A 22,858-nucleotide genomic window follows, 5' to 3' on the forward strand; every position below is an offset into this window, starting at 1 on the left:
CGGGTCGTCGTACGGCCGGCGGCCGTAGGGATACCCCGCCGGGAGTAGCGGGCGGTCTTCGGGCTGCTCCCGGCGGCGGGCAGGAGGTCGGCGGGCGGGTTCGAGGTCCTTGACGAGGAACCCGCAAGCGGGCGGGGTGGCCGGTGAAGCCGCCCTCCGGGCGTGCTCCGGCCCGCGGTTGGCCCTCCGGGGATGACGCGCTCGGGTGTGTCGCGGCTACTTCCCGGGGCGTAGCCGTCCGTGCTGCCCGGCGGGAAGGAGAGCGCGGGTCTCGGCGCGCATGCACACGCGGGGCCAGCGGTCGAGACCGGCCTCCTTCTCCGAGCGGCGGATCTCGCGCAGCCCCGGGGAGAGTTCGTGTACGGCCAGCACGCGGAAGCCGAGTCGCTCGTAGTAGGGCGCGTTCCAGGGGACGCCGGTGAAGGTGCTGAGGGTCAGCGCGGGCACCCTGTCCGCCGCGGCGCGCCGAGCCAGGTGCCGGATGAGGGCGCGTCCGATGCCGCGGCGGGCGTTGTCCGGATGGACGGAGATCTGCTCGATGTGCAGGCAGCCGTCGAGAGGTTCGACGAGCGCGTAGGCGACGGGCAGGTCTCCTGCGCCCTCTTCTCCCCCTGCGTCCGGCGCCTCCGGCGCGTCCCGGGCGGCTTCTCCGCCGCTGACGACCCAGAGCCCCCCGGATTCCGCGTAGCCGCTCAGGGCGGCCGTCGAAGGGGGTTCGTCGTCGGCTATCTCCGTCATGCCGATGTCGCGGAACCACCGTCCCGCCGCGCGTTCGATGTCCTGGAGCCGCCCCAGCTCGTGCCGGGCGCCCGCTCTGATTCGCATGGGGCTATCCTCCCAGCGCCCCCAGCGGGTCATCGAGCACGGGCTGCCAGGCCAGTTCGGCCGCGCCGACCAGGGAACTGTGGTCCAGCGAGCTGGGGATGACGGGCACGCCGCCGCTGCGGCCCCACAGGCTGCGGTCGGCGACCACGCCGCGCAGCCGCTCCCCGTCGGCCTCCACCAGGGCGCGGTGCAGTCCGGCCAGGACGATGCGGTCGGGGTTGAGGATGTTGACCAGCCCGGCCAGGCCCTGTCCGAGCCGGTCGATGAGCGTGCCCGCCGCGCGGCGCACAGCCGGGTCGGTGCCGTACTCCTCGTGCACCATCGTGCTCGCCTGGTGCAGCAGCGAGTTCTCGGGGCCCGCGCGGCGGCCGGCGGCGTCGAAGAGCGCGGTGGGGTCGGTCTCCACGTCCAGGCAGCCCCGGCTGCCGCAGTGGCAGGGGCGCCCTCCCGGGTCGACGGTCAGGTGGCCGACCTCCAGGGCGAGCCCCGAACTCCCGGTGTGCAGCCGCCCGTCGAGGACCAGCGCGCCGCCGACACCGTGGTGTCCCGTGCCGACGACGAGCAGGTGGCGGGCGCCACGGCCGGCGCCGTGCCGGTGTTCGGCCAGCGCGGCGACGTTGAGGTCGTTGCCGGCGAAGCCCGTCACCGGCGGCGCTCCGGAGGGGCCGGGGATGCCGGCGTCGGCGAGGCAGGCTCGGAAGATGTCGCGGACGGGCGCACCGGCCTCCCAGGCGAGGTGCAGCGGGTTGAGCGCGGTGCCTTCCGGTTCGGCGACGGCCGAGGGGACGGCGAGCCCGGCGCCGACGCAGCGCCGCCCGGCGGCGCGCAGCAACTCCGCTCCCGTGGCGACGACTTCGCCGAGCACCTGCGCCGGATCGGCGTCGATGGCGCAGCAGCCGGGCGCGGTGGCGACGAGGTGTCCGCCGAGGCCGACGAGCGCCGCGCGGTATCCGTCCGAGTGCACCTGGGCCGCCAGCACCACGGGGCCTCGCGGGTCGACGGCGAGGCGGTGCGAGGGGCGGCCCTGGGTGCCGACGGGCGCTGTGGGGTGGGCGTCGACGGTGATGAGCCCGAGGGACTCCAGCTCCGCCGCGACGGCCCCGGCCGTCGCGCGGGTCACGCCGAGCTCGGCGGTCAGCACCGCGCGGGTGGGCGCCTGCCCGGTATGGACCAGCTCCAGTGCGGGTCCCAGGGCCGAACGCCCTCTCTCCAACCTTGTTGTACGCGTCTGGGTCACGGCTCTATTCTCTCTTTGTGCCGACACTAAACAAAATACGGTCGGCGCTCGCCGGCTCGAAGGGGCGCGCCAGTCAGTCTCCCACCGCCGCCCCCTCCCCGGACCTGCGCCGCTTCCGTGCCGCACTCACCGCCTTCTTCGCACTCGACGGCTTCGTCTTCGCCGGATGGGTCGTCCGTATCCCCGCCGTCAAGGAGCAGACCGGAGCCTCGGCCGGCGCGCTGGGGCTGGCCCTGCTGGGCGTCTCGGCGGGCGCCGTGGCCACGATGGTGCTCACCGGCCGGCTGTGCTCCCGGTTCGGCAACCAACCCGTGGTCCTCACCTGCGCGTTCCTCCTCCCCCTGAGCGTCGCACTGCCCCCGCTGACGCATTCCGCGCTCACGCTGGGGCTCGTGCTGCTGGTCTTCGGCGTCGCCTACGGCGGGATGAACGTCGCGCTCAACAGCACGGCCGTCGACCTGATAGCCGCCCTGCGCCGCCCGGTGATGCCCGGCTTCCACGCGGCCTTCAGCCTCGGCGGCATGCTCGGCGCCGGGCTCGGCGGCTTTCTGGCGGGGCACCTGAGCGTCACCCGCCATCTGCTGCTGCTGACGGTCACGGGGCTGGCCGTGGCGGCACTCGGCACCCGGCCCCTGACGCGCTACGAGCCGCGGCCCGCACAGCGCGCCGACCGTCCGGGAGACGCCGCGCGGCCGTCCGGGCGGGCGCGCCGGCTGGTCGCGGTGCTCGGGCTGATCGCGCTGTGCACGGCTTACGGCGAGGGCGCGCTGGCCGACTGGAGCGCACTGCACCTGACCGACGACCTGGGCGCGAGCGCGGGCATGGCCGCTTCCGGATACTCGGTGTTCGCGGGCGCCATGACTCTCGGGCGGCTCTCGGGCACCACGCTGGTCGAACGGCTCGGCCCCGGGCGGGTGTTGATCGCCGGCGGCGCGCTGGGCAGCTGCGGGATGCTGCTGGGGTCGCTGGGCCCTTCGGTGTGGCTGGTGCTGGCCGGCTTCGTGCTGACCGGGCTGGGGCTGGCCAACGTCTTCCCCATAGCCATCGGCAGGGCGGGCGACCTGGCGGGCCCCGGCGGTGTCGCCGCGGCCTCCACCTTCGGCTACGGGGGCATCCTGCTGGGCCCCGTAGCCATCGGGTTCCTGACGGACTGGTTCTCGCTGACGGCCGCGCTGCTGACGGTCGCGGTGCTGGCGGCCTTCGCCTCCCTGACCGCCTGGGCGACGCGGCACGCGGTACTGCCGGAAGAGTGAACGGGCGGGCGGACGCCCCGGAGAGAGGCGGGGAGTGGCCAGAATCCATCGATTGTCGTCATCCTGGCCAGTGTTTCCGTACCGCGGTGCGCGGCAGAGTGGTGTGCATGATCAACGAATGGACACTGGCCCGCACCTACGAGAGCGCGAACGGGACCGTGCGCTGGGCCGCGCTCGGGGACCCGGCCCTGCCGCCCGTCGTCCTGCTGCACGGGACGCCCTGGTCCTCGTACACCTGGCGCGAGGTCGCACGGGCCCTCGCGGCGAGCCACCGGGTGTACGTGTGGGACATGCCCGGCTACGGGACGTCGGCGAAGTACGAGGGCCAGGACGTCTCGCTGGGGGCACAGGCGCGGGTCTTCACCGAGCTGCTGGCCCACTGGGGCCTGGAGCGTCCGGCCGTACTGGCACACGACTTCGGCGGCACGGTCGCCATGCGCGCCCATCTGCTGCACGGCGCGGCGTTCGAACGGCTGGCGCTGGTGGACGTGGTGGTGGCCTTCGACTCCTGGGGCTCGCCCACCTACAAGCTGATGGGCGCTCACCCGGAGATCTTCTCCCAGCTGCCGCCCGCGCTGCACCGGGCGCTGGTACGGGAGTACATCTCCTCGGCCAGCTCGCCGGGGCTGCACCCGGACGTGCTCGACCGGCTGACGGAGCCGTGGCTGGGAGAGGCGGGACAGCCGGCCTTCTTCCGCCAGATCGCGCAGAACGACCACCGCTGGACCCGGGAGGCGGAGGTGAAGTACGGCGAGACAGCGATGCCGGTGCTCGTCTGCTGGGGCGCCGACGACACCTGGATCGCGGCGGACAACGCCCATGAGCTGGCCGGCCGGATCCCGGGGGCACAGCTGCGGCTGATCGAGGGCGCGGGCCATCTCGTACAGGAGGACACCCCGGCCCAGCTGACCGCGGCGCTGGTCCGGTTCCTGCTCGACGACGCGGTTGTCCGCCGATAAATGACGGTGGTCGCCAGTGATGGATGTGGCGGCTTCACGGCATCCGGGGGCGCGGCCAGGTTCGGTCCGGCGGCGTTCAGCCGAGCCAGCCGGGGCGGACCAGGCCCGACTCGTAGGCCAGGACAACCAGTTGGGCGCGGTCGCGGGCGCCCAGCTTCACCATCGTGCGGCTCACATGGGTCTTGGCGGTGAGCGGGGAGACCACGAGGCGGCGCGCGATCTCCTCGTTGGACAGCCCTATGCCCACGAGCGCCATCACCTCCCGCTCCCGCTCGGTGAGTTCGGCCAACCCCTCGGCCGCCGCGGGCTCCTTCGAGCGGGCGGCGAACTCCTCAATCAGCCGCCGGGTGACGCCCGGTGACAGCAGCGCGTCGCCGTCGACCACCGCGCGCACCGCCCGGACCAGCTCCTCCGGCTCGGTGTCCTTGACGAGGAAGCCGGAGGCTCCGGAGCGGATCGCCTCGAAGACGTACTCGTCCAGCTCGAAGGTGGTCAGCATGACGACCTTCACCCCGGCCAGCGCCGGGTCGCCGGTGATGCGGCGGGTGGCGGCGAGGCCGTCCACCAGCGGCATACGGATGTCCATCAGGACCAGATCGGGGGCGAGTTCACGCACCAGCGCGACCGCCTCCTCGCCGTCCGCCGCCTCCCCCGCGACCTCGATGTCGGGCTGGGCGTCCAGCAGCGCACGGAACCCCGCACGCACGAGGAGCTGGTCGTCGGCGAGCAGTACGCGGATCACGGTGTCTCCATTCGAGTCCTCGCGGGCGTCCGGCGCGGTCACTGTAGCGGCGGCTCGGCCTCGGCGGCGCGCAGCGGAATCACCGCGCGCACCCGGAATCCGCCGTCGCCTCGCTGCCCCGCCCCGACGGTGCCGCCGAGGGCGGCGGCGCGCTCGCGCATCCCCACCAGTCCGTTGCCCCCGCCGCCGGGGCCGTCGCCGGTCGCGGGTCCGTCGTCGTCGATGAGCAGTTCCAGCTCGCGGGTGCCGTAGCGCAGTCGGACGCGGGCGGTACGGGAGCCGGAGTGCCGTACGACATTGGTGAGCGCCTCCTGGATCACCCGGAACGCGGCCAGGTCCGCGCCGGGGGGCAGCGGCACCGGCGTGCCCTCGGCCTCGGTGGTGACCTGGAGCCCGGCGCCCGCGGCCTGTTCGGTCAGCTCGGGAAGCCGGTCGAGTCCGGGGGCCGGGGCGCGCGGCGCGTCGCCGGGGGTGCGGAGGGTGTCGAGGACCTGCCGCACCTCCCCCAGCGCTTCCTTGCTCGCGCTCTTGATGGTGGCCAGGGCCGTCCGGGCCTGCTCCGGGTCGGAATCGAGCAGGGCGAGGCCGACCCCGGCCTGGACGTTGATGACGGAGATGCTGTGCGCCAGTACGTCGTGCAGCTCACGGGCGATCCTGAGCCGTTCCTCGTCGGCGCGGCGCTTCTCCGCCTCCTCGGCCTCGCGCTGCCGGCGGGCCCGCTCGGCGCGGCGTACGCGGGCGAGCTCGGCGGCCGTGCACAGGGCCACCATCCACACGGCCATGAACAGGTCGGTGCCCCACCCGCCCGCTTCGTGCCCGTCCGGCGGGAGCCAGCGGTGGAAGACGTGGCCGGCCAGGAGGTGCCCCGCCCACAGCATGCCGAGCGCGCCCCAGGTCGCGTACCGGTAACCCGCAACGATGGAGGCGAAGCCCGCCACCACGACGCTGAGCAGGACCGGCCCGTACGGATAACCGGCCGCCAGATACGCCAGCGTGACCGCCGAGGTACCGAAGACGGCCGTGCGGGGCCAGCGGTGCCGTACGAGCAGCAGCAGCGGTCCGAGGGTCAGCAGAGCACGTGCCACGCCGTCCAGGTCGAGACGGTCGACGGGCCGGTTGTGCGCGGCGAAGCCGCTGCCCACCTGCTGGACGACGAAGACGGCGAGCGAGGAGAGCCACGGGAGACGGGCCGCGGCCGGAACCCTTCCGAGGAGCCGGCGCCATGGGGGCGTCGGCACCCCGGGAGGGGCGGCGGGAGTGTCCCCGGAGCCACCGGGAGGGCCGGAAGCGCCGGGAGAACGGGAGGTGCTGGTCACGCCTGTCACGCTAGCCCTGCGTATGGCGTGGCGGCGTCACCCGAGCGCGGTGGCCGGCCCTACTCCCCACGCAGTACGCGGACTCAGCCGCCGCCCAGGCCGACCTGGTCGGCCAGGCGGTCGGCCGCGTGCGCGAAGAACTGCTCCCGCGCCTCGACGACATTGGTGAACTGCCCGAACAGCTCGAAGCTGATCAGCCCGAACAGCTGGGACCAGGCAACGACCAGCTCCGCCGCCACCGCGGGCGGCAGCCGGACGCCCAGACGCGCCACGAGAGCCTCGGCGTCCCGCAGCACCGGCCCGGGCGCGGCGGAGGAGACCGGAATTCCACGGAGCGCGCCGCTGTCATGGGCGTCGCGGACGATCGCGAAGAGCGCGAGCCCGACGCGGGCCGCCGGGCCGACGGTGGACTGCGGCGCGGCGTAGCCCGGGACGGGCGAGCCGTAGATCAGCGCGTACTCGTGCGGATGCTCCAGCGCCCAGCCGCGCACGGCCCGGCACACGGCCTGCCACCGGGCGAAGTGCGAGTCGGCCACGGACTCGGCGGCGGCCAGCGCCTCTTCGGCCGCGGCGCCGACGGCGTCGAAGGAGTCGATGATCAGGGCGGTCAGGAGGTCGTCACGGCTCGGGAAGTAGCGGTACAGCGCCGAGGAGACCATGCCCAGCTCGCGCGCGACGGCGCGGAGGGAGAGGCGCGCCGCGCCCTCGGCCGCGAGCTGGCGTAGCGCCTCGGCCTTGATGGCCGCCGTGATCTCACCGCGGGCCCTTTCCCGTGCTCCCTGGATCTTGCTGCTCATGGAGAGCAAGTGTGCCAGCTTCCAGAGCACTGATCAATAACGAGAGCAGTGCTCTCTAAATGTGAGCAGCGCTCTTGCTTTGGAGCGGCGCGCGGTGCAACACTGCTCCGAAGAGAGAGCAGTGCTCTCGATTTGGAGCACCGCCCCGGCACGTCACCGTCCGCGCCGCCCGCATCGCCGTCCCCGCCACACGGAGGAACACATGTCATCCAGCCCCGGCACGACCCCTGCCCCCGGCTCCGGCTCTGCGCCCTTCGTCAAGCAGCCCGGCTGGTTCACCAGGAAGGCGCTCAACCCCACGGTCGCCTGGCTCTCGCGGCGGGGGATCAGCCTGGCGGGCTCGGGCGTCCTCGCGGTCAAGGGGCGCAAGAGCGGCGAGTGGCGGCGCACCCCGGTCAACCCGATGACGCACGGCGGCGCGGTCTATCTCGTCGCGGCCCGGGGCCACGTCCAGTGGACGCACAACATGCGCGCGGCGGGCGGCGGCGAGATCCATCACGGGAAGAAGAGCCGGGCCTTCAGCGCCGTCGAGGTCAAGGACGCGGAGAAGCCGGAGATCCTGCGGGCCTATCTGCGCAAGTGGAAGTGGGAGGTCGGCGCGTTCTTCGAGGGTGTCGGGCCGGACTCCCCCGACGATGAACTGCTGGCGGCGGCCCCCAGACACCCGGTCTTCCGGATCACCTACACCGACTGACCTCCGGTCGCCCTACGCGGCTCAGGCTTCGCGGAGCCCGCACGCGAGCCCCCGGCACGTACGGGCGAGGCGCGTGCCGGGGGGGGCGCTCTTGAGCACCCCAAAGGGGCGCGGGGAACTGCGCGACCAGCCTGGGGGTACCTCCCTGCTCGAAGAGCTTGGGGAACACCCGCACTCTGCACAGCACAGGCAGTCGCAGCCCCTGCTCAGCACCAGGAAAGAGGGCACCAGGAAGATCCGCCGGACAGGCCGTAGGTCGCGGAGGAGGGCACCCCGCCGGGTCCTCGACACAGACGCCGGGCCCCGGCACAGAGGCCCCGTCGTCCAGCAGCCGGAGGAGCGCCGGACCAGCGAGCCGGCGGGCCTCCGCCACCCCCACCCCACACCTCCGGGCGGGCTCCGCCCGATGCGCGGCGCGCGCGGGCGCCCGCAGCCACCCGGCGGCCCCCCCCCGGAGGGAGAGCGCGTCACGCCGGGCGGTCCACCGCCCTTTCGCCGCCGCGCTCCTCGTCGGGGCCGCCGTCCGCCTCGGCCGCCTCGCCATGGCCCTTGCCGTCCTCGTTGCCGGTGGCCCCCTGCTCGGCCTCACGCCGGTCGAGGGTGTCCAGCGCCCGGCGGGCCACCGGGTGGACGCGGACGATCTCGGAGAGCGAGGTGGCGCCGCGCGTGAAGCGGGCGAAGACGTTCCAGGCGGGGCGGAATCCGGTGAGGGCCGCGTGGAAGAGCCCCGGGCGGCGGGAGAAGATCCGCAGCATCCGGCGCCCGACACCCATCTCGACGCCGAGGCCCGCCTTGATGGCGAAGGCGTAGTTGAGGGCCTGCCTGCGCGCGTCCACCGCGTCGTGCGACTCGGAGACGCGTACGGCCCACTCCCCCGCCAGGCGGCCCGAGCGGAGCGCGAAGGAGATGCCCTCGCGGGTCCAGGGCTCCAGCAGGCCGGCCGCGTCGCCGCAGACCAGCACCCGGCCCCTGGAAAGGGGCGAGTCGTCGGTACGGCAGCGGGTCAGATGCCCCGAGGAGATGCTGGGCTCGAAGCCCGCGAGGCCCTGGCGGGCGATGAAGTCGTCCAGATAGCGCTTGGTGGCCGCGCCCTCGCCGCGTGCGGAGATGACGCCGACGGTGAGGGTGTCGCCCTTGGGGAAGACCCAGCCGTAACTGCCCGGCAGCGGGCCCCAGTCGACCAGCACTCGGCCGGCCCAGTCCTCGGCCACGCTGGGCGGAACCGGGATCTCCGCCTCCAGGCCGAGGTCGACCTGGTCCATCTTCACGCCGACGTGCGCGCCTATACGGCTCGCGCTCCCGTCTGCGCCGACCACGGCGCGGGCCAGTACCGGCTGCTCCTCGCCCGAGAGGACCACCGCGACCGTGCGGCGGTCGGGCACCGAGGGCCCGTGCTGTTCGACCCGCGAGACCGTGACGCCCGTGCGGACCTCAGCGCCGGCCTTGACGGCGAACTCGACCAGGCTCTCGTCGAACTCGGGCCGGTTGATCAGCCCGAAGAGCATGCTGCGGGAGCGCCGGGTGCGGGTCAGCTTGCCGTTCATGGAGAACGTCACCGCGTGCACCCTGTCGCGCAGCGGCAGCTCGAAGCCCGGGGGCAGCGCGTCGCGCGAGGGACCGATGATGCCGCCGCCGCACGTCTTGTAGCGGGGCAGCTCCGCTTTCTCCAGGAGCAGCACTCTGCGGCCGGCGACCGCCGCCGCGTAGGCCGCCGACGCTCCGGCGGGTCCCGCGCCGACCACGACGACGTCCCAGACAGGCCCGGATCCTCCGGTGCCTTCGCCGGCTCCACCGACCCCTTCGGCGGCTCCGCCTTCGAAGTCCTCGTTTCCGGCTGCGTTCTCGCTGCTCACGATGTGCTTCTGCTCCCGCTCGACCTCGGCTCCGGAATGGCCCACCGCATCCTACGGGGCCGCTCATGTGCGATACACATGTCTCCGTACACGTGTGCCAACGTCGCGCCCACAAGGAGCGTTCCCATGCAGCAGCCTCCGTCCCATCCGACGGCTACGCCCGGTTCTTCCGCTTCATCCGGCCAGTCCGTCCCGGAGGTCCCCGGAACCCCGGCGGCCCCGGCCGACACGACCGGCGCGGCCGGCCCGGCAGCGTCGGGGATCGCGGCCACGGTCTCCTCGCTGATGCCGCGCGCCAAGGCCGAGCTGGCCGAGCTGGTGGCCTTCCGCTCGGTCGCGGACCCGGAGCAGTTCCCCCGCAGCGAGTGCGAGGGCGCGGCGGCGTGGGTGGCGCAGGCACTGCGGGCCGAGGGGTTCCAGGACGTGGCGGCCCTGGACACCCCCGACGGCACCCAGTCGGTCTACGGCTTCCTGCCGGGCCCGCAGGGCGCGCCGACGGTGCTGCTGTACGCGCACTACGACGTACAGCCGCCGCTGGACGAGGCGGCCTGGCGCACCCCGCCCTTCGAGCTGACCGACGGGCCCGACGGGCGCTGGTACGGCCGGGGTTCGGCCGACTGCAAGGGCGGCTTTGTGATGCACCTGCTCGCCCTGCGCGCCCTCCAGGCGAACGGCGGGCTGCCCGTTTCGGTCAAGGTGATCGTGGAGGGCTCGGAGGAGCAGGGCACCGGCGGGCTGGAGCGGTACGCGCGGACGCACCCCGAACTGCTTGCCGCCGACACGATCGTCATCGGGGACGCGGGCAACTTCCGCTGCGGGATGCCGACCGTGACGACGTCGCTGCGCGGTATGACGCTGGTGCGCGTCCAGGTCGACACGCTGGAAGGCAACCTGCACTCGGGGCTGTTCGGCGGAGCCGCACCCGACGCGCTGGCCGCGCTGATGCGCACGCTCGACTCGCTGCGGGACGCCGAGGGCAACACGGTCGTCGACGGGCTGGAGGCGGGCGGCTCCTGGGAGGGCCTGGCCTACCCGGACGAGGACTTCCGGCGCGACGCCAAGGTGCTCGACGGGGTCGGCCTGGTCGGCGGCGGCACGGTCTCCGACCGGCTGTGGGCGCGCCCCGCGGTGACGGTGCTGGGTATCGACTGCCCGCCGGTCGTGGGCGCCACTCCTTCCGTGCACGCCTCGGCCCGCGCGCTGGTCTCCCTGCGCATCCCGCCGGGCACGGACACCGAGAAGGCGATCGGATTGCTGGTCGCGCACCTGGAGTCGCACGTGCCGTGGAACGCGCGGGTGGCCACCGAAGTCGTGGGCCAGGGCCAGCCGTTCAGCGCGGACACCAGCAGCCCCGCGTACGCGGCCATGGCGGAGGCGCTGCGTACCGCGTACGACGGGCTGGAGATGCAGACGGCGGGCATGGGCGGCTCCATCCCGCTGTGCAACGCCCTCGCGGAGCTGTACCCGGACGCCGAGATCCTGCTGATCGGGCTGAGCGAGCCCGACGCGCGGATCCACGCGGTGAACGAGAGCGTGGATCCGCGCGAGCTGGAGCGGATGGCCGTCGCCGAGGCGCTGTTCCTGCGTACCTACGCACAGCAGGCGTGAGAGGAGCCGGACCGCGACCGGGCAGTCGGGCAGCGGGCCCGTAGGGCCGTAGGCGCCGCCGCAGCGGACCGTAGGCGGCGCCTCCTCAGCGCAGGAGGTTCCCCGAGCCGACCGGGACACCCGATTCCAGATAGAGCGGGTGTCCCGACCTGCGGGCGCGCAGCGCGCATCGCAGCCGGTCCAGTCGCACCGGCGGCAGCAGCTCGGCGGCTTCCGCCTCCGTGACGAAGCGCCAGCCGCGCAGCTCGGCGCCCGGCAGCAGCAGCGCCGACGCGTCGTCGGCGGCCAGCCGCCCGCCGTCGAAGATCAGCCGCAGACCCCCGTAGCCGGGCGGGCGAGGCGGCTCCCAGTCGACGACGAGCAAGGTGGGCTCGGCGCGCAGCCGCAGCCCGAGTTCCTCGTCCACCTCGCGCACACCGGCGAGCGCCGGAGCCTCCCCCGGCTCCACGACGCCGCCGGGGAACTCCCAGCCGGGCTTGTAGGTGGGGTCGACCAGCAGGAACCGGTCGTGCTCGTCGAACAGAAGCACTCCGGAGGCGACCGTCTCGGCGGTCGGCTCGGGCGTCTGCACGATGTCCATGGCGCCCCGGTCCTGGCTGATTGCCTCGGCCAGGCGTTCGGCGGTCTGGCGTGGGGTGAGCCGGGACGTGTCCACCGTGTGGGCCTCGGCCGTGATCCAGGGCAGCGCTTCGTTATAGGCGTGCAGACGGCTCAGACAGCGGGCACGCGAGGAGCCCCCCTCGGCGGCGGCGCGCTGCTCCATCCGGGCGTGCAGAACCGGTTCCTCGGCGTGCAGCAGCAGGTGGCGTACGGGTATGCGGCGGGCGGCGAGCGCGCCGAACATCTCGTCGCGGTACTCGCGGCACAGCAGCGTGATCGGGGCGATCAGCGGCCCGGGTACCTCTGTCAGCAAGGCGGCGGCCGTGTCCACCACGAGCCGCCGCCAGGAGCGCAGTTCCTGGAAGTCGTCGACCTGCCCCAGGCGCTCCTTGGGGAGCATCCGCCGCAGGCCGGAGCCGATGAGTTCGGGTTCGTAGAGCGTGCTCCCTGGAAGCAGGTCCAGGAGTTCATGGGCCGCTGTGGTCTTACCGGCACCGAAGGCGCCGTTCAGCCAGACGATCACGGTGTGCCCCCCTCATCCGTCGTCCCCCGTTCAGTTGCCCGCATCACCCCGTGCGGGAAACGCGCCGGGGCGGCTCTGCGCGCTCCGAAGGGGGCACGGCGCCTGCGCCCCGGCGCGCACAGCGGGCGCGTGAGACCCCTTGACGGGACCACGACCGGGTCACCGGCCGGACCGCGGCGGACCGCGGCCGGATCACCGGCCGGACCGCGGCGGACCGCGGCCGGATCACGACCCGGCCGCTCAGGGACGGGGAGGAGGAAAGTCAGCCGCGGGTCGCGGGGGTCCAGCCCGGGTCGCGGCCGGTGCCCGCGAGAAGGGTTTCGAAGGGGGTGGCACCGGGTGGTGCGGGCACCTCTTCGCCGAAGACGCCCGCCTTCCGGGCCATCGGGGCCATCTGCTCGAAGGCCGGGATCACTTCGGCGAGGGCCGCCTCGGCGGGCGTGTAGTCCTGACCGGTGGCGCGTGCCAGATCCCAGCCGTGGACGACCAGGTCGCCCAGCACCATGTGCGCGACGGTGCGCTGGGGCAGTCCCATGCCCTGGGAGACGCCCTCCAGCGCGTCGGGGTCCGACCAGGCGGCGGCGAGCCGGTCCGTCTCCTCCTCGAAGCGGGTGCGCCACTCCCCTTCGAGCCGGTCGGGGGTGGTGCTGAAGTCGGCTTCCTGTCTGGCCGCCAGTTTCTGGAACTCGATGACGACGTGGAAGAGGTGGTTGAGCAGCGCCCGTACGTCGTACTCGCTGCACGGGGTAGGGGCGGTGAGCTGTTCGTCGGTGGTACCGCGTACGACGGGGGCCGTGGTGCGGGCGGCGCTGTCGATCAGGGAGGAGATGTCGTTGGTCATGCGGATGACGGTAGGCGTGCGAGGGGGCTGCGGCTTGAAGAAACGCGACATAGCATCGGCGTCATGGCAGGTCAGGAGGGCGCGCCGGCCGGGGGCGCCGGACCCCGTGGTGACGCGGCGACGCCGGGGCCGATGCCGGGGAGCGCGGGGCGTCCGCGCGAGGACACCCGGGGCATCGTGGAGGCCCCGGGGCTGCTGGCGCGGGTCCGCTTCCGGCGCCGGGCGGCGGCCGTGCCGCTGCGCCGCTGGGTCGAGCACTACTGGCTGATCGACTGGGAGCTGGCCGAGCCGTACGTCTCACAGGTGGTGCCGCACCCGTGCGTGAACGTCGTCCTGGAGCGGCGCGGTGCGGCCGGTCTCGCCCCGGACACCGGGCTGGTCGCGGGGATCGGCACCGGCTTGTTCACCACGAAGCTGGAGGGGGCCGGACGGGTGTGCGGGGTGCAGTTCCGCCCCGGCGGCTTCCGGCCCTTCCTGACGCCGCCGCGCCCGCTGTCCGCCTTCACCGGGCAACAGCTCCCGCTGGCACGGGTGTTCCCGGGTACGGAGGGGGAACCGTCCCGCGTTCTGGGTCTGGAGGACGAGGAGGACCGGGCCGCCGCGCTGGATGCCCTTCTGCTCTCCCGGGCACCCGTGACGGATCCGGCGGCGGAGCGCGCGATGGCGCTGGCGCACCGTATCCGTACGGACCGGACCGTGCTGCGCGTCGAACGGCTGGCGGACGAGGAGGGCGTCTCGGTGCGCACCCTCCAGCGGCTGTTCGCCACATATGTGGGGGTCAGCCCGAAGTGGGTCATTCTGCGCTACCGCGTGCACGAGGCGATGGAGCACGCCACGGCCCGGCCCGGCACCGGCTGGGCCACTCTGGCCGCCGAGCTGGGCTACAGCGACCAGGCGCACCTGGTGCGCGACTTCACCGCCGCGGTCGGCGTCCCACCGTCGGTCTACGCGCGCGCCGCGGTCTCCGTACCCGGCTCCACGTCTGACGCCGGGCCACCGCCCGGCTCCGCGTCCCTCGGCTCCACGCCGCCCGGCTCCGCGTCGGGCCCCGCCGCCCCGTCCGGGCAGCCCGAGTGATCGCGGAGGTGTGCGTGGCGCCGCTGCGGTTACCCGCCGGACTGCGGCGCAGCCCGCAGCGCCGCGTCCTGGCGAGGAAGCCCCCTCGCCAGGGAAAGCCACCACAGACCGGAATCCGCGGCACCAAGGAGGCCGGAACCCCATGTCAGCACAGCAGTCGAACGCTCTGCCCCTGCCCGACTACGACCAGTTGCCCGCGGCGAGCGTGGAGCACCGGATCAGGTCGCTGGACAGCGGTGAGGTGCGCCAGCTCCTGGAGTACGAGCGCGCACACGCGGACCGGACACCGGTGAAGGAGATCCTCACCGCGCGCCTGGACCAGCTGGACGCCGGCGCGGAGCCCTCCGGGGGCGACGCCGGCTCACCGGGCCCGGACATCCCCGCGGACAGCTCCGGCTCCTCCCCCGTCAGCCCCGCGAGCGCCGCCGAGCCCACCGAGCCCCTGCGCCACGGCAGCCACGAACTGTGACCCGCGGGGGGGGGGCGCCACCTCCCCCTTCCAGTGACCTGTCGCCGCTCCGCTCCCGCCATCGACAGGGCGGGCGCGGGGCGCGATCGCTGGAACGGGTCGCGTCACTCCCCCTCCGCGTTGAGCCGTTCCGCGATCTCTTCGTCCGCTACGGCCATGGCGGCGTCGGCCCGTTGGTACCAGACTTCACGCCTGGCCGGGGACAGCCCTGCCCAGGGGTGGCGCTCCGCGCTGAACCCGAGTGTGCTGTACAGGGCCACGGCGTACCGCTCACGGCGGGCGTCCTCGTCGGTCACAGGCTGGTTCCCCTCATGAGGTTGGCGTGTCGCGTGTCGACGCGGTCACCGTGAGATCGCCTGCGTCCGGCTTGGTGCGCCGGTGCGTGGAGACGTCCGAGACGGGCTGACCAAGCATCATATGCATCGCGCGCCCGCCTTCGGCCAGCTCGTGGGACGCGGAGGCGTACGGCTGCGGGACGCTGAGGCGTGTGCCCGGTCCCCGTGCCTGTCCGGGTCTGCCCGGCGGTGGCCATCGGCCGCGCAGATCTGCCGCACCCGGACGCTCGTGTCGTCATACACGCGGATGCGGATCGCTCCGGACTGCTGTTGGCGGCACTAGCTCTGCGGGATGTCCTTGACGAACACCATGCCGTCGATTCCGGCGAGGTGGGACGGGTCGAGTGAGGAGTAGCCGAACCAGGGGGATACGCGGGGCGCGGGCCGCGTGTCACCGAGGGCGGTGGCCAGCCGGGAGGCGTCGACGACGTAGCGGTCCTCCGGGAGCGCGTACAGGAGTCCTTCGACGGTGTCCGGCGGCGGCGTGTCCACTCCCTGGTGCCGGATCGTGCCGAGGGCCGTGGCCACGAAGGCGTACCCCTCGCCGAGCTGGGCGCTCACGAGCGCACCGGCGCTCCACCACTCCACCGGCCCCTCCCACATCCGTATCGTGCTCTTCTCCCGCTGGAGATGGGAGTTGTGGGCGTGGACGAGTGCCGGGCCCCGATCAGCGACGGCAAGGAGGTTGTGGGCCATCATCGAATCCCGCAGCGCGCACAGCCGCGTCATGCGGGCCGGTGAGGTGTCGGCCATCCAGTAGTGGTAGCGCAGCAGGCCGGTCGCGGTGCGCCCGTAGAGGCGCGCCCGGTCCCAGCCGTCCCGCGAGGTCGTCGTGATCAGGTGCGGCGTCTGCGCGTCGAGCAGCGCCACCAGATCGTCGGCGAGCAGCCGCAGTTCCCTGGCCTCGGCCGACTGCCCCACGGACTGGGCCGGGTCCATCATCGCGGCGGGATCGGTCCACCGGTCGTCGGCACCGAGCAGGCGGTCGAGCGCTTCCGCGGTGCACGGGAGCAGGTCCGCGTCCACCCGGGCCGCGAGGTAGTCGTGAAGTGCGGTGAGGGCCTGCCGGGGGCTTTCGGCGCCGGTGATCTCCAGCGGGCCGTCGAACCCGGCGAAGCGGAGCCGCTCGGACGCGGGCCGGCCGGCGTTGTGGGCGCGCATCCAGCGCACGAGCTCGCGGTTGGCCTCGGAGGTGCCCAACCCCAGGTCGGGGTGGCTGAATCCGTGCTCCATGACCTCGTCGAGAGTGCCCGTGCCCGAGGTGACGTAGTCGTCCACGACCAGGCCCATCATGCAGTCGCTCTCGATCGCGATCGTCCGGTAGCCCTCCTGCTCGACGAGCTGCCGGAAGAGCTCGTTGCGCAGGTCGAGCAGAGTGTCCCCGGCGTGGGTGGGCTCGCCCAGAGCGAGCAGCCGGGGCCGGGCCGGGAGCAGTCTGAGGACGGCAGCCGCCTCGACGGCATGGACGGTGTCCTTGATGTCAGTAGCCATGCCTTCAACGGTATCTTTGAACCTTCGGTTGAAACTTTTCCACGATATCGTCGGATCCGTTGGACGGAACCTTCAAAACGGCGATCGACTCAGGCCGGTTGATCCGGCCCGCGACGCCGCGCGAATGGGAGCGCGCCGGGCGGGTGCGCTCGCCCCGCGACCCGCTGACCGGGTACCGCGTCTGCGGCGAGGCCGGCGTACGGGACACCCCGGCCGGCCCGCCGACTCAGGGGGGCGGCCACCTGCTGGAGCAGATGGCCCCGCTGACCGCCCGGATACGGAAGGCCCGGCGGGCATCGCACCTGTTGTGGTCACATCCCGTGGAGGGCGGGGTTCGCACAGGTCACGGGTCAGCCTTTGCTCGCGCCCAGGGTCAGGCCCGCGATGAAGTGGCGCTGGAGCAGGAGGAAGACCAGGATCGTGGGGAGGGCGACGAGGACGGAGCCGGCGGCCAGCAGGTTGTAGTCCGTGAAGAACTGGCCGCGCAGGTTGTTGAGGGCGGAGGTGATGGGGAGCTTCTCGCCGTTGGAGATGAAGACGAGCGCCCACAGGAAATCGTTGTACATCCAGGTGAACTCAAGCGTGCCCAGGGCCGCCAGCGCGGGGCGGCACAGGGGCAGGGTGATGCGCCAGTAGCGGGTCCACACCCCGGCGCCATCCACCACGGCGGCCTCCAGGATCTCCTGGGGCAGGGTGCGCATGAAGCCGGACAGCACGAAGACGCAGAAGCCGAGCTGGAATCCGGTCTGTACGGCGATGACGGCCCACAGCGAGTCGTACATCGTCATCGAGTCCGACATCCAGTACGGCAGCGGAATCCGGTTGAACAGCACATACAGCGGCGTGATGATCACTTGCTGGGGCAGCAGGTTGCCCGCGGTGAACAGCACCAGCAGCGCCAACTGGCCGCGCACCCGCAGCCGCGCGATGGCGAAGGCCACGAACGAGGCGAAGAAGAGGGCGAGCAGCACGCCGGGAACCGCGATCAGCAGCGAGTTGACGAAGTAGCGGCCCATGCCGGACTCGGTGAACGCCTGCCGGTAGTAGTCGAAGGACAGGTGGCGCGGCAGCGAGAGGTAGCCGTGCGCGGCCGTCTCCTCGTACGGGCGGAGCGAGGCGTAGACGGCCAGCAGCAGCGGCGCGAGGAAGCCCAGCGAGACGGCGGTCAGGAACACATGGACGCCGTAGCGCCCGGCCCTGCTCCGGCCCACGGGTCCGCTCGGCGGGGTGGACGGGACCCCGCCCCGCCGCGCTTCGGTACGCGTCGCGCTCCCCTCGCGCACCCCACGCCCCGCGCGCTTCGGGCTCGTACCGTTCGTACCGTTCGTATGACCCGTACCGCGAGTACCCCTCGTCGCGCTCATCGGTTCCGCTCCCCTCTCAGCTCCTGCACGAGATAGGTGACGATGAAGCCGAGCGAGACCACGAGCAGCACGGTGGCGATCGCGGAGCCGAAGCCGATGCGGCTGGCTTCGCCGACGATGTTGTCGGTGACGAGGACGGAGAGCAGTTCGAGCCCGTTGCGGCCCTTGTTGACGGCGTAGACGATGTCGAACGCGCGCAGTCCCTCGATGACGGTGATGACACCGACGACCACGTTGACGGGGCGGAGCGCGGGGAAGACGACCCGGAAGAAGATCTGCCGCTCCCCCGCCCCGTCCAGCGCCGCCGCCTCCTTGAGCTCCGGGTCGACGGACTTGAGCCCGGCGAGGTAGATGATCATGACGTATCCGACGTGCCGCCACCCCGCGGCCAGCAGGATCATCCAGAGGTTGAGGCTCGGATCGCCCAGCCAGTCGACCGGGTCGTCGGGGTTGCCGAGCGCCGTGTTGAGCGCGCCCTGGTCCCGGGAGAAGACCAGTTGGGCGATGAAGCCGACGATGGCGAGGGAGAGCACCACCGGCATGTAGAGGGTGGACTGGTAGAAGCGGCTGAAGCGCACGCCCCGGTCGACGAGCACGGCCAGCAGCAGCCCGAAAGGCGTGGCGATCAGGCCGAGGAAGGCGAGCCACAGCAGGTTGTGGCGTACGGCGGGCCAGAAGGGCGGGTAGTCGGTGAACAGGGCGCGGTAGTTGTCCGTGCCGGCCCACTGGATGTCGGTGATGCCGTCCCAGCGGGTGAAGGACAGCCCGACGGAAGCCAGGGTGGGGCCCCAGATGATGACGAGGTCGAGGAGCAGCGGAATGCCCAGCAGAACACCGAGGACGGCGAGATCACGGCGGGTGTAGCGCCGGGTGCCCCGTCGGCGCGCTCTTCCGCGGGACTTTCCGGGTCCGCGGGAGCGGCCGGTCCCGCGTGCCGCGCCGGTCCCGCGTGCCGCGCCGGTCCTGCCTGACTCCCCGGTCCCGCGTACCTTTCCTCCGGTGGTGGCCACGGGTGCTCAGCCCGCTGCGAAGATGGTCTTCTTCTGGGACTCGATGTCTTTGACGAGTCCGTCGATGTCGTCGGGTTCGCTGATGAAGCGCTGGATGGCCTGGATCATCACCGTCGAGGCGAAGTCGGGCCGGGTGTCGCGGTCCATGAACTGCGATATCTGCTTGGCCCCCGCGATGAGCTTCGCGGCGTCCTTCTGGAGCTGGTCGTAGGAGCCGGTGTCGGCCTTGTCGTGCACGGAGATGTTGTTGGGGTCGGTGGCGAGATAGGCCGCTTCCGCGCGCGGGGTGGCCAGGTATTTCATCAAGTCGGTCGCCGCGTCCTTGTTCTTCGCCTTCCGCGACATCAGGAATCCGTCGATGGGCGCTTCCACGGCGTCGGTTCCCACAGCCGGGTCGATCTCGGGGAAGGGGAAGAAGGCCAGGTCGTCGCGGTCCCTCTCGGGGAACTGCTGGCCCGGTTGCGCCAGTCCGAACACGGCCATGCCCGACTTCTTGCCCGCGAGGGTCTGCGCGGCCTCCTGCCAGGTGCGGCCGTTGGCCCCCTTGTGGTGGTACGGCATCAGTCCGCGCCACAGGTCGAAGACCTCGCGTACTCTCTTGTCGGTCCACGCTTCCTTGCCGCGCATCAGGCCGAGGTGGAAGTCATAGCCGTTGGCGCGCATGTTGAGGTAGTCGAAGGTGCCCATGGCGGGCCAGCCGTCCTTGTCGCCGAAGGCGATGGGAATGAGCCCGTCCTTCTCCATACGCTTGGCCAGGGCGCGGTATTCGTCGAGGGTTTTCGGTATGTCGTAGCCGTGCTTGTCGAAGACGCTCTTGCGGTAGAAGACGGCCCACGGATACACGTAAAAGGGTACGAAGTACTGCTTGCCGTCCTCCCCTGTCGACTGCTTGCGCATCGCCTCGGAGAACCCCTGGAAGCCCTTGCCCTTCCACAGATCGCTGATGTCGGTCAGCAGGCCCTGTTTCGCGAAGAACTGCATCCGGTATCCGGCGAACCAGGTGAAGACATCGTCCGGGCTGCCCTTGAGATAGCGGTTGATGTTCTCCTGGAAGGCCTCGTGGTTGACGGTGTTGACCTTCACCTTCTTGCCGGACTTCTTCTCGAAGCCGTCGAAGGCAGCGCGGAACGCCTTGCGCGGGGTCGCGTCCGAGCCGTTGGAGCCGACCGAGACCGTCTTGCCGTCGCCGCCGGGTCCTGTGCCGCACGCGGCGAGCAGTGCCGGCAAGGTGACGGCCGCCGCTGTTCCCGCCGCGCCGCGCAGGAGCGTACGGCGCCGGGCCGGGTGTGCGGCGAGAGCCCCCGCACGTAAGCCTGTCGCTGTGCCGCTCTCGCTGGACGATGACTGCGCCATGGTCTTGCCCTCCCGTGGGGGAACCGCACACAACCGCTCGCGAAGCTGTGATATCACTCCCGAACCCACGCGACGTCAAGACTTCCGACACAAGTCCGAACAATCGTCCTCATCGAACGGCGTCATCGCACCGCGCGAAAGCACCATCCCCCGGGCACCGGCGGCGGGCCGGCTCAGGCCACCTTGTCGTCCAGCAGCTTCCATCCGGCCGCCGCGGCGCCGACCAGCCCGGCATCCGTGCCGGTGGTGGCGGGAGCCAGGTCGAGGCCCTGGACGAAGGAGAGGGTGGCGTAGCGCTTCAGCTCCTCGCGCAGCGGCTCGAACAGCACCTCGCCCGCCCGGGCCACCCCGCCGCCTATGACGGCGATCTCGATCTCGACCAGGGTCGCGGTGGCCGCGATCGCCGCCGCGAGGGCCCGCGCCGCCCGCGCGTACGCGGCGCGGGCGAGCGGGTCGCCCTCGCGGGCCGCGGCGGCGACGCCCGCTGCGGTGGCGTCCTGGCCGGGGGCCGGGTGCCAGCCCGAATCGAGCGCGCGGCGCGCGATGTTGGTGCCGCTCGCGAGGGTCTCCACGCACCCGCGCGACCCGCAGGGGCACAGCTCGCCGTCCATGTCGACGCTGATGTGACCGATGTGCCCGGCGTTGCCGGAGGGTCCGGGGTGGAGGACACCGTCGAGGATGAGGCCGCCGCCGACGCCGGTGGAGACGACCATGCACAGGGCACCCGCGCGACCCCGGGCCGCGCCCTGCCAGTGCTCGGCGGCGGCGATGGCCACTCCGTCCCCGACCAGGGAGATGGGCAGCCCGCCCGCACGCTCGCGCACGCCCGCGACGAGGGGGTGGTCGCGCCAGACCGGGATGTTGACCGGGCTGACCGTGCCGGCCTTCGCGTCCACGGGCCCGGCACTGCCGATGCCGACCGCACGGACCCGGTGCCACTCGGGCGCGGACGTCAGCGCGCCGAGCACCTCGTCGACCGTGGCACTCATCCGCTCCGCGCTCTCCCGCGCCGGGGTGGGCCGCTGTGTGCGGTGGAGCAGCCCGCCGCCGCTGTCCACCAGGGCACCGGCGATCTTGGTGCCGCCGATGTCGAGCGCGGCGACGAGGTCCTGGGGCATGGTCGGTCGACTCCTGCGCTTGCGGTGGGGCGGACCCGCACGGAGCGCGGGCGGACCGGACAAGTCTTGCCACTTCTGACAACGTTGTCCAGCCCGCGCAGGCACCCGGGCTATGCTGCACGTGCCTCCGACCGCCGACAAGGACAGGACCTGTGGCCGACACCACCGACCCCGCCCGTTCCGCAGGCCCCGGCGCCGCCGCTTCCCGAGCCGCGCCCCTTCGCTCGACGGCCCCTCGCACAGGCGGGCAGCGCCGTCACGCGGGCCGTCCGACGATGAAGGACGTGGCGGCCCGGGCGGGGGTCGGCCTCAAGACGGTCTCACGGGTCGTCAACGAGGAGGCGGGGGTCTCCACCGACACCGAGCGGCGCGTGCAGGAGGCCATCACCGCGCTCGGCTTCCGGCGCAACGACAGCGCCCGCGTGCTGCGCAAGGGCAGCACCGCCAGCGTGGGGCTCGTCCTGGAGGATCTGGCCGACCCCTTCTACTCGCCGCTCAGCCGGGCCATCGAGGAGGTGGCCAGGGCACACGGGGCGCTGCTGATCAACGGGTCGAGCGCCGAGGACCCGGCGCGGGAGCGCGAGTTGGCTCTCGCCCTGTGCGCACGGCGCGTGGACGGGCTGGTCATCGTGCCCGCGAGCGACGACCACCGCTATCTGGCCCCGGAGATCGCGGCGGGCGTCGCCACCGTCTTCGTGGACCGCCCGCCGGGGCACATCGAGGCGGACATGGTGCTGTCCGAGAGCTTCGACGGGGCTCGCTCCGGTGTGGCCCATCTGATCGCGCACGGGCACCGCCGTATCGGCTTCATCGGCGACCAGCCGCGCATCCACACCGCCAGGGAGCGGCTGCGGGGCTACCGCGCCGCGATGGCGGAGGCCGGTCTGCCGGTGGCGGACTCGTGGGTGGCGCTGGGCGGGACGGACCCGGACAGGGTGCGCGCCGACGCGGCCAGGATGCTGGACGGGCCGGCCGGCAGCGAACCGGTGACCGCGTTCTTCTCGGGCAACAACCGGGTGACGGTCACGCTCGTGCGGGTGCTGGCGGCGCCCGAGCGGCAGGGACGGGCCGCGCTCGTCGGGTTCGACGACTTCGAGCTGGCCGACCTGCTCTCGCCCCCGGTCACCGTCGTCGCACAGGACCCGGCCGACCTGGGACGCAGCGCTGCCGAGCTGCTCTTCCGGCGCCTGGAGGGGGCGGACGACGAGCCCCGTACGGTCTCGCGGCCGACGAGGCTGATCGCACGCGGCTCGGGCGAAATCCCGCCCGCGAGCTGAGCGTTCGGGCTCTTCGGCACGGTAGGCAACGCGCGAAGCCGCGCGAGGATCGATCCCTGTGGACCCGGCGCACGCCCCGTGCCCACCGGGCTGGTACGCGGCCGGACGCCTCTGCC

At 72.7% G+C, this 22,858-nt stretch carries 21 protein-coding genes; 7 read left to right on the top strand and 14 right to left on the bottom strand.

What is annotated here, in order from left to right; all coding sequences use genetic code 11:
- Positions 1-216: 216 nt before the first annotated feature.
- Positions 217-825 (bottom strand): GNAT family N-acetyltransferase, encoded by a 609-nt coding sequence (locus OHB04_RS01050; protein WP_326685852.1) that lies wholly within the window; start codon positions 823-825, stop codon positions 217-219.
- 4 nt (positions 826-829) lie between these two features.
- Positions 830-2,062 carry an ROK family protein gene (locus tag OHB04_RS01055; RefSeq protein WP_326685853.1) on the bottom strand — a complete coding sequence of 411 codons (1,233 nt, stop codon included), beginning with the start codon at positions 2,060-2,062 and terminating at the stop codon, positions 830-832.
- A 17-nt stretch (positions 2,063-2,079) separates the two neighbouring features.
- On the opposite strand from OHB04_RS01055, the gene OHB04_RS01060 reads away from it, so the two are divergent.
- Positions 2,080-3,315, top strand: coding sequence for an MFS transporter (locus OHB04_RS01060; protein WP_326685854.1), 1,236 nt, complete (start codon positions 2,080-2,082; stop codon positions 3,313-3,315).
- 107 nt (positions 3,316-3,422) lie between these two features.
- On the top strand, positions 3,423-4,274 hold the full coding sequence (locus OHB04_RS01065) for an alpha/beta fold hydrolase (protein WP_326685855.1): 852 nt from the start codon (positions 3,423-3,425) through the stop codon (positions 4,272-4,274).
- Positions 4,275-4,350: 76 nt separating this feature from the next.
- Here the strand turns inward: OHB04_RS01065 and OHB04_RS01070 are convergent, their stop codons facing one another.
- From OHB04_RS01070 to OHB04_RS01080, 3 genes are all read right to left on the bottom strand, one after another.
- Entirely contained in the window at positions 4,351-5,016 is a 666-nt protein-coding gene (locus tag OHB04_RS01070) for a response regulator transcription factor (protein WP_326685856.1), read from the bottom strand.
- Positions 5,017-5,054: 38 nt separating this feature from the next.
- On the bottom strand, positions 5,055-6,332 hold the full coding sequence (locus tag OHB04_RS01075) for a sensor histidine kinase (protein WP_442814770.1): 1,278 nt from the start codon (positions 6,330-6,332) through the stop codon (positions 5,055-5,057).
- An 83-nt stretch (positions 6,333-6,415) separates the two neighbouring features.
- Positions 6,416-7,129, bottom strand: a complete 714-nt coding sequence (locus OHB04_RS01080) for a TetR/AcrR family transcriptional regulator (RefSeq protein ID WP_326685858.1) — start codon at positions 7,127-7,129, stop codon at positions 6,416-6,418.
- A gap of 202 nt (positions 7,130-7,331) precedes the next feature.
- On the opposite strand from OHB04_RS01080, the gene OHB04_RS01085 reads away from it, so the two are divergent.
- Positions 7,332-7,823: a nitroreductase family deazaflavin-dependent oxidoreductase gene (locus OHB04_RS01085; protein ID WP_326685859.1), complete on the top strand. Its 492-nt coding sequence runs from the start codon at positions 7,332-7,334 to the stop codon at positions 7,821-7,823.
- Between the two features lie 467 nt (positions 7,824-8,290).
- Here OHB04_RS01085 and OHB04_RS01090 read toward each other — a convergent pair whose 3' ends face one another.
- Positions 8,291-9,721, bottom strand: a complete 1,431-nt coding sequence (locus tag OHB04_RS01090; protein WP_405807069.1) for a geranylgeranyl reductase family protein — start codon at positions 9,719-9,721, stop codon at positions 8,291-8,293.
- Between the two features lie 81 nt (positions 9,722-9,802).
- Here OHB04_RS01090 and OHB04_RS01095 point away from each other — a divergent pair, with 81 nt between their 5' ends.
- Positions 9,803-11,284, top strand: coding sequence for a dipeptidase (locus tag OHB04_RS01095; protein WP_326806530.1), 1,482 nt, complete (start codon positions 9,803-9,805; stop codon positions 11,282-11,284).
- A gap of 85 nt (positions 11,285-11,369) precedes the next feature.
- On the opposite strand, the gene OHB04_RS01100 is transcribed toward OHB04_RS01095, so the two are convergent.
- Both OHB04_RS01100 and OHB04_RS01105 read right to left on the bottom strand, forming a co-directional pair.
- Positions 11,370-12,407 carry an NUDIX hydrolase gene (locus OHB04_RS01100; RefSeq protein ID WP_326685861.1) on the bottom strand — a complete coding sequence of 346 codons (1,038 nt, stop codon included), beginning with the start codon at positions 12,405-12,407 and terminating at the stop codon, positions 11,370-11,372.
- Between the two features lie 262 nt (positions 12,408-12,669).
- Complete coding sequence (locus OHB04_RS01105) at positions 12,670-13,248, bottom strand: TIGR03086 family metal-binding protein (protein WP_326685862.1); 579 nt, start codon at positions 13,246-13,248, stop codon at positions 12,670-12,672.
- A 132-nt stretch (positions 13,249-13,380) separates the two neighbouring features.
- Here OHB04_RS01105 and OHB04_RS01110 point away from each other — a divergent pair, with 132 nt between their 5' ends.
- Positions 13,381-14,325 carry a DUF6597 domain-containing transcriptional factor gene (locus OHB04_RS01110; protein WP_326809382.1) on the top strand — a complete coding sequence of 315 codons (945 nt, stop codon included), beginning with the start codon at positions 13,381-13,383 and terminating at the stop codon, positions 14,323-14,325.
- Positions 14,326-14,467: 142 nt separating this feature from the next.
- Complete coding sequence (locus OHB04_RS01115) at positions 14,468-14,794, top strand: hypothetical protein (protein WP_326685863.1); 327 nt, start codon at positions 14,468-14,470, stop codon at positions 14,792-14,794.
- A 104-nt stretch (positions 14,795-14,898) separates the two neighbouring features.
- Here the strand turns inward: OHB04_RS01115 and OHB04_RS01120 are convergent, their stop codons facing one another.
- The 6 genes from OHB04_RS01120 to OHB04_RS01145 form a co-directional block, all read right to left on the bottom strand.
- A complete protein-coding gene (locus OHB04_RS01120) occupies positions 14,899-15,090 on the bottom strand; it encodes a hypothetical protein (protein WP_326806531.1) in 192 nt (63 codons plus the stop codon).
- Positions 15,091-15,408: 318 nt separating this feature from the next.
- Positions 15,409-16,620 (bottom strand): erythromycin esterase family protein, encoded by a 1,212-nt coding sequence (locus OHB04_RS01125; protein ID WP_326806532.1) that lies wholly within the window; start codon positions 16,618-16,620, stop codon positions 15,409-15,411.
- Between the two features lie 350 nt (positions 16,621-16,970).
- Entirely contained in the window at positions 16,971-17,831 is an 861-nt protein-coding gene (locus OHB04_RS01130) for a carbohydrate ABC transporter permease (RefSeq protein WP_326685866.1), read from the bottom strand.
- Between the two features lie 149 nt (positions 17,832-17,980).
- Positions 17,981-18,994, bottom strand: coding sequence for a carbohydrate ABC transporter permease (locus tag OHB04_RS01135; RefSeq protein ID WP_326685867.1), 1,014 nt, complete (start codon positions 18,992-18,994; stop codon positions 17,981-17,983).
- A gap of 6 nt (positions 18,995-19,000) precedes the next feature.
- The gene (locus tag OHB04_RS01140) at positions 19,001-20,347 is read right to left on the bottom strand and encodes an ABC transporter substrate-binding protein (protein WP_326806533.1); all 1,347 of its coding nucleotides are present in this window, start codon (positions 20,345-20,347) and stop codon (positions 19,001-19,003) included.
- 173 nt (positions 20,348-20,520) lie between these two features.
- Entirely contained in the window at positions 20,521-21,465 is a 945-nt protein-coding gene (locus OHB04_RS01145) for an ROK family protein (RefSeq protein WP_326685869.1), read from the bottom strand.
- Between the two features lie 275 nt (positions 21,466-21,740).
- On the opposite strand from OHB04_RS01145, the gene OHB04_RS01150 reads away from it, so the two are divergent.
- On the top strand, positions 21,741-22,742 hold the full coding sequence (locus OHB04_RS01150; protein ID WP_326692555.1) for a LacI family DNA-binding transcriptional regulator: 1,002 nt from the start codon (positions 21,741-21,743) through the stop codon (positions 22,740-22,742).
- The last annotated feature ends 116 nt before the right edge of the window (positions 22,743-22,858 follow it).

Origin of the sequence: Streptomyces sp. NBC_01775 (assembly GCF_035917675.1) — a bacterium.
Lineage (GTDB): Bacteria > Actinomycetota > Actinomycetes > Streptomycetales > Streptomycetaceae > Streptomyces.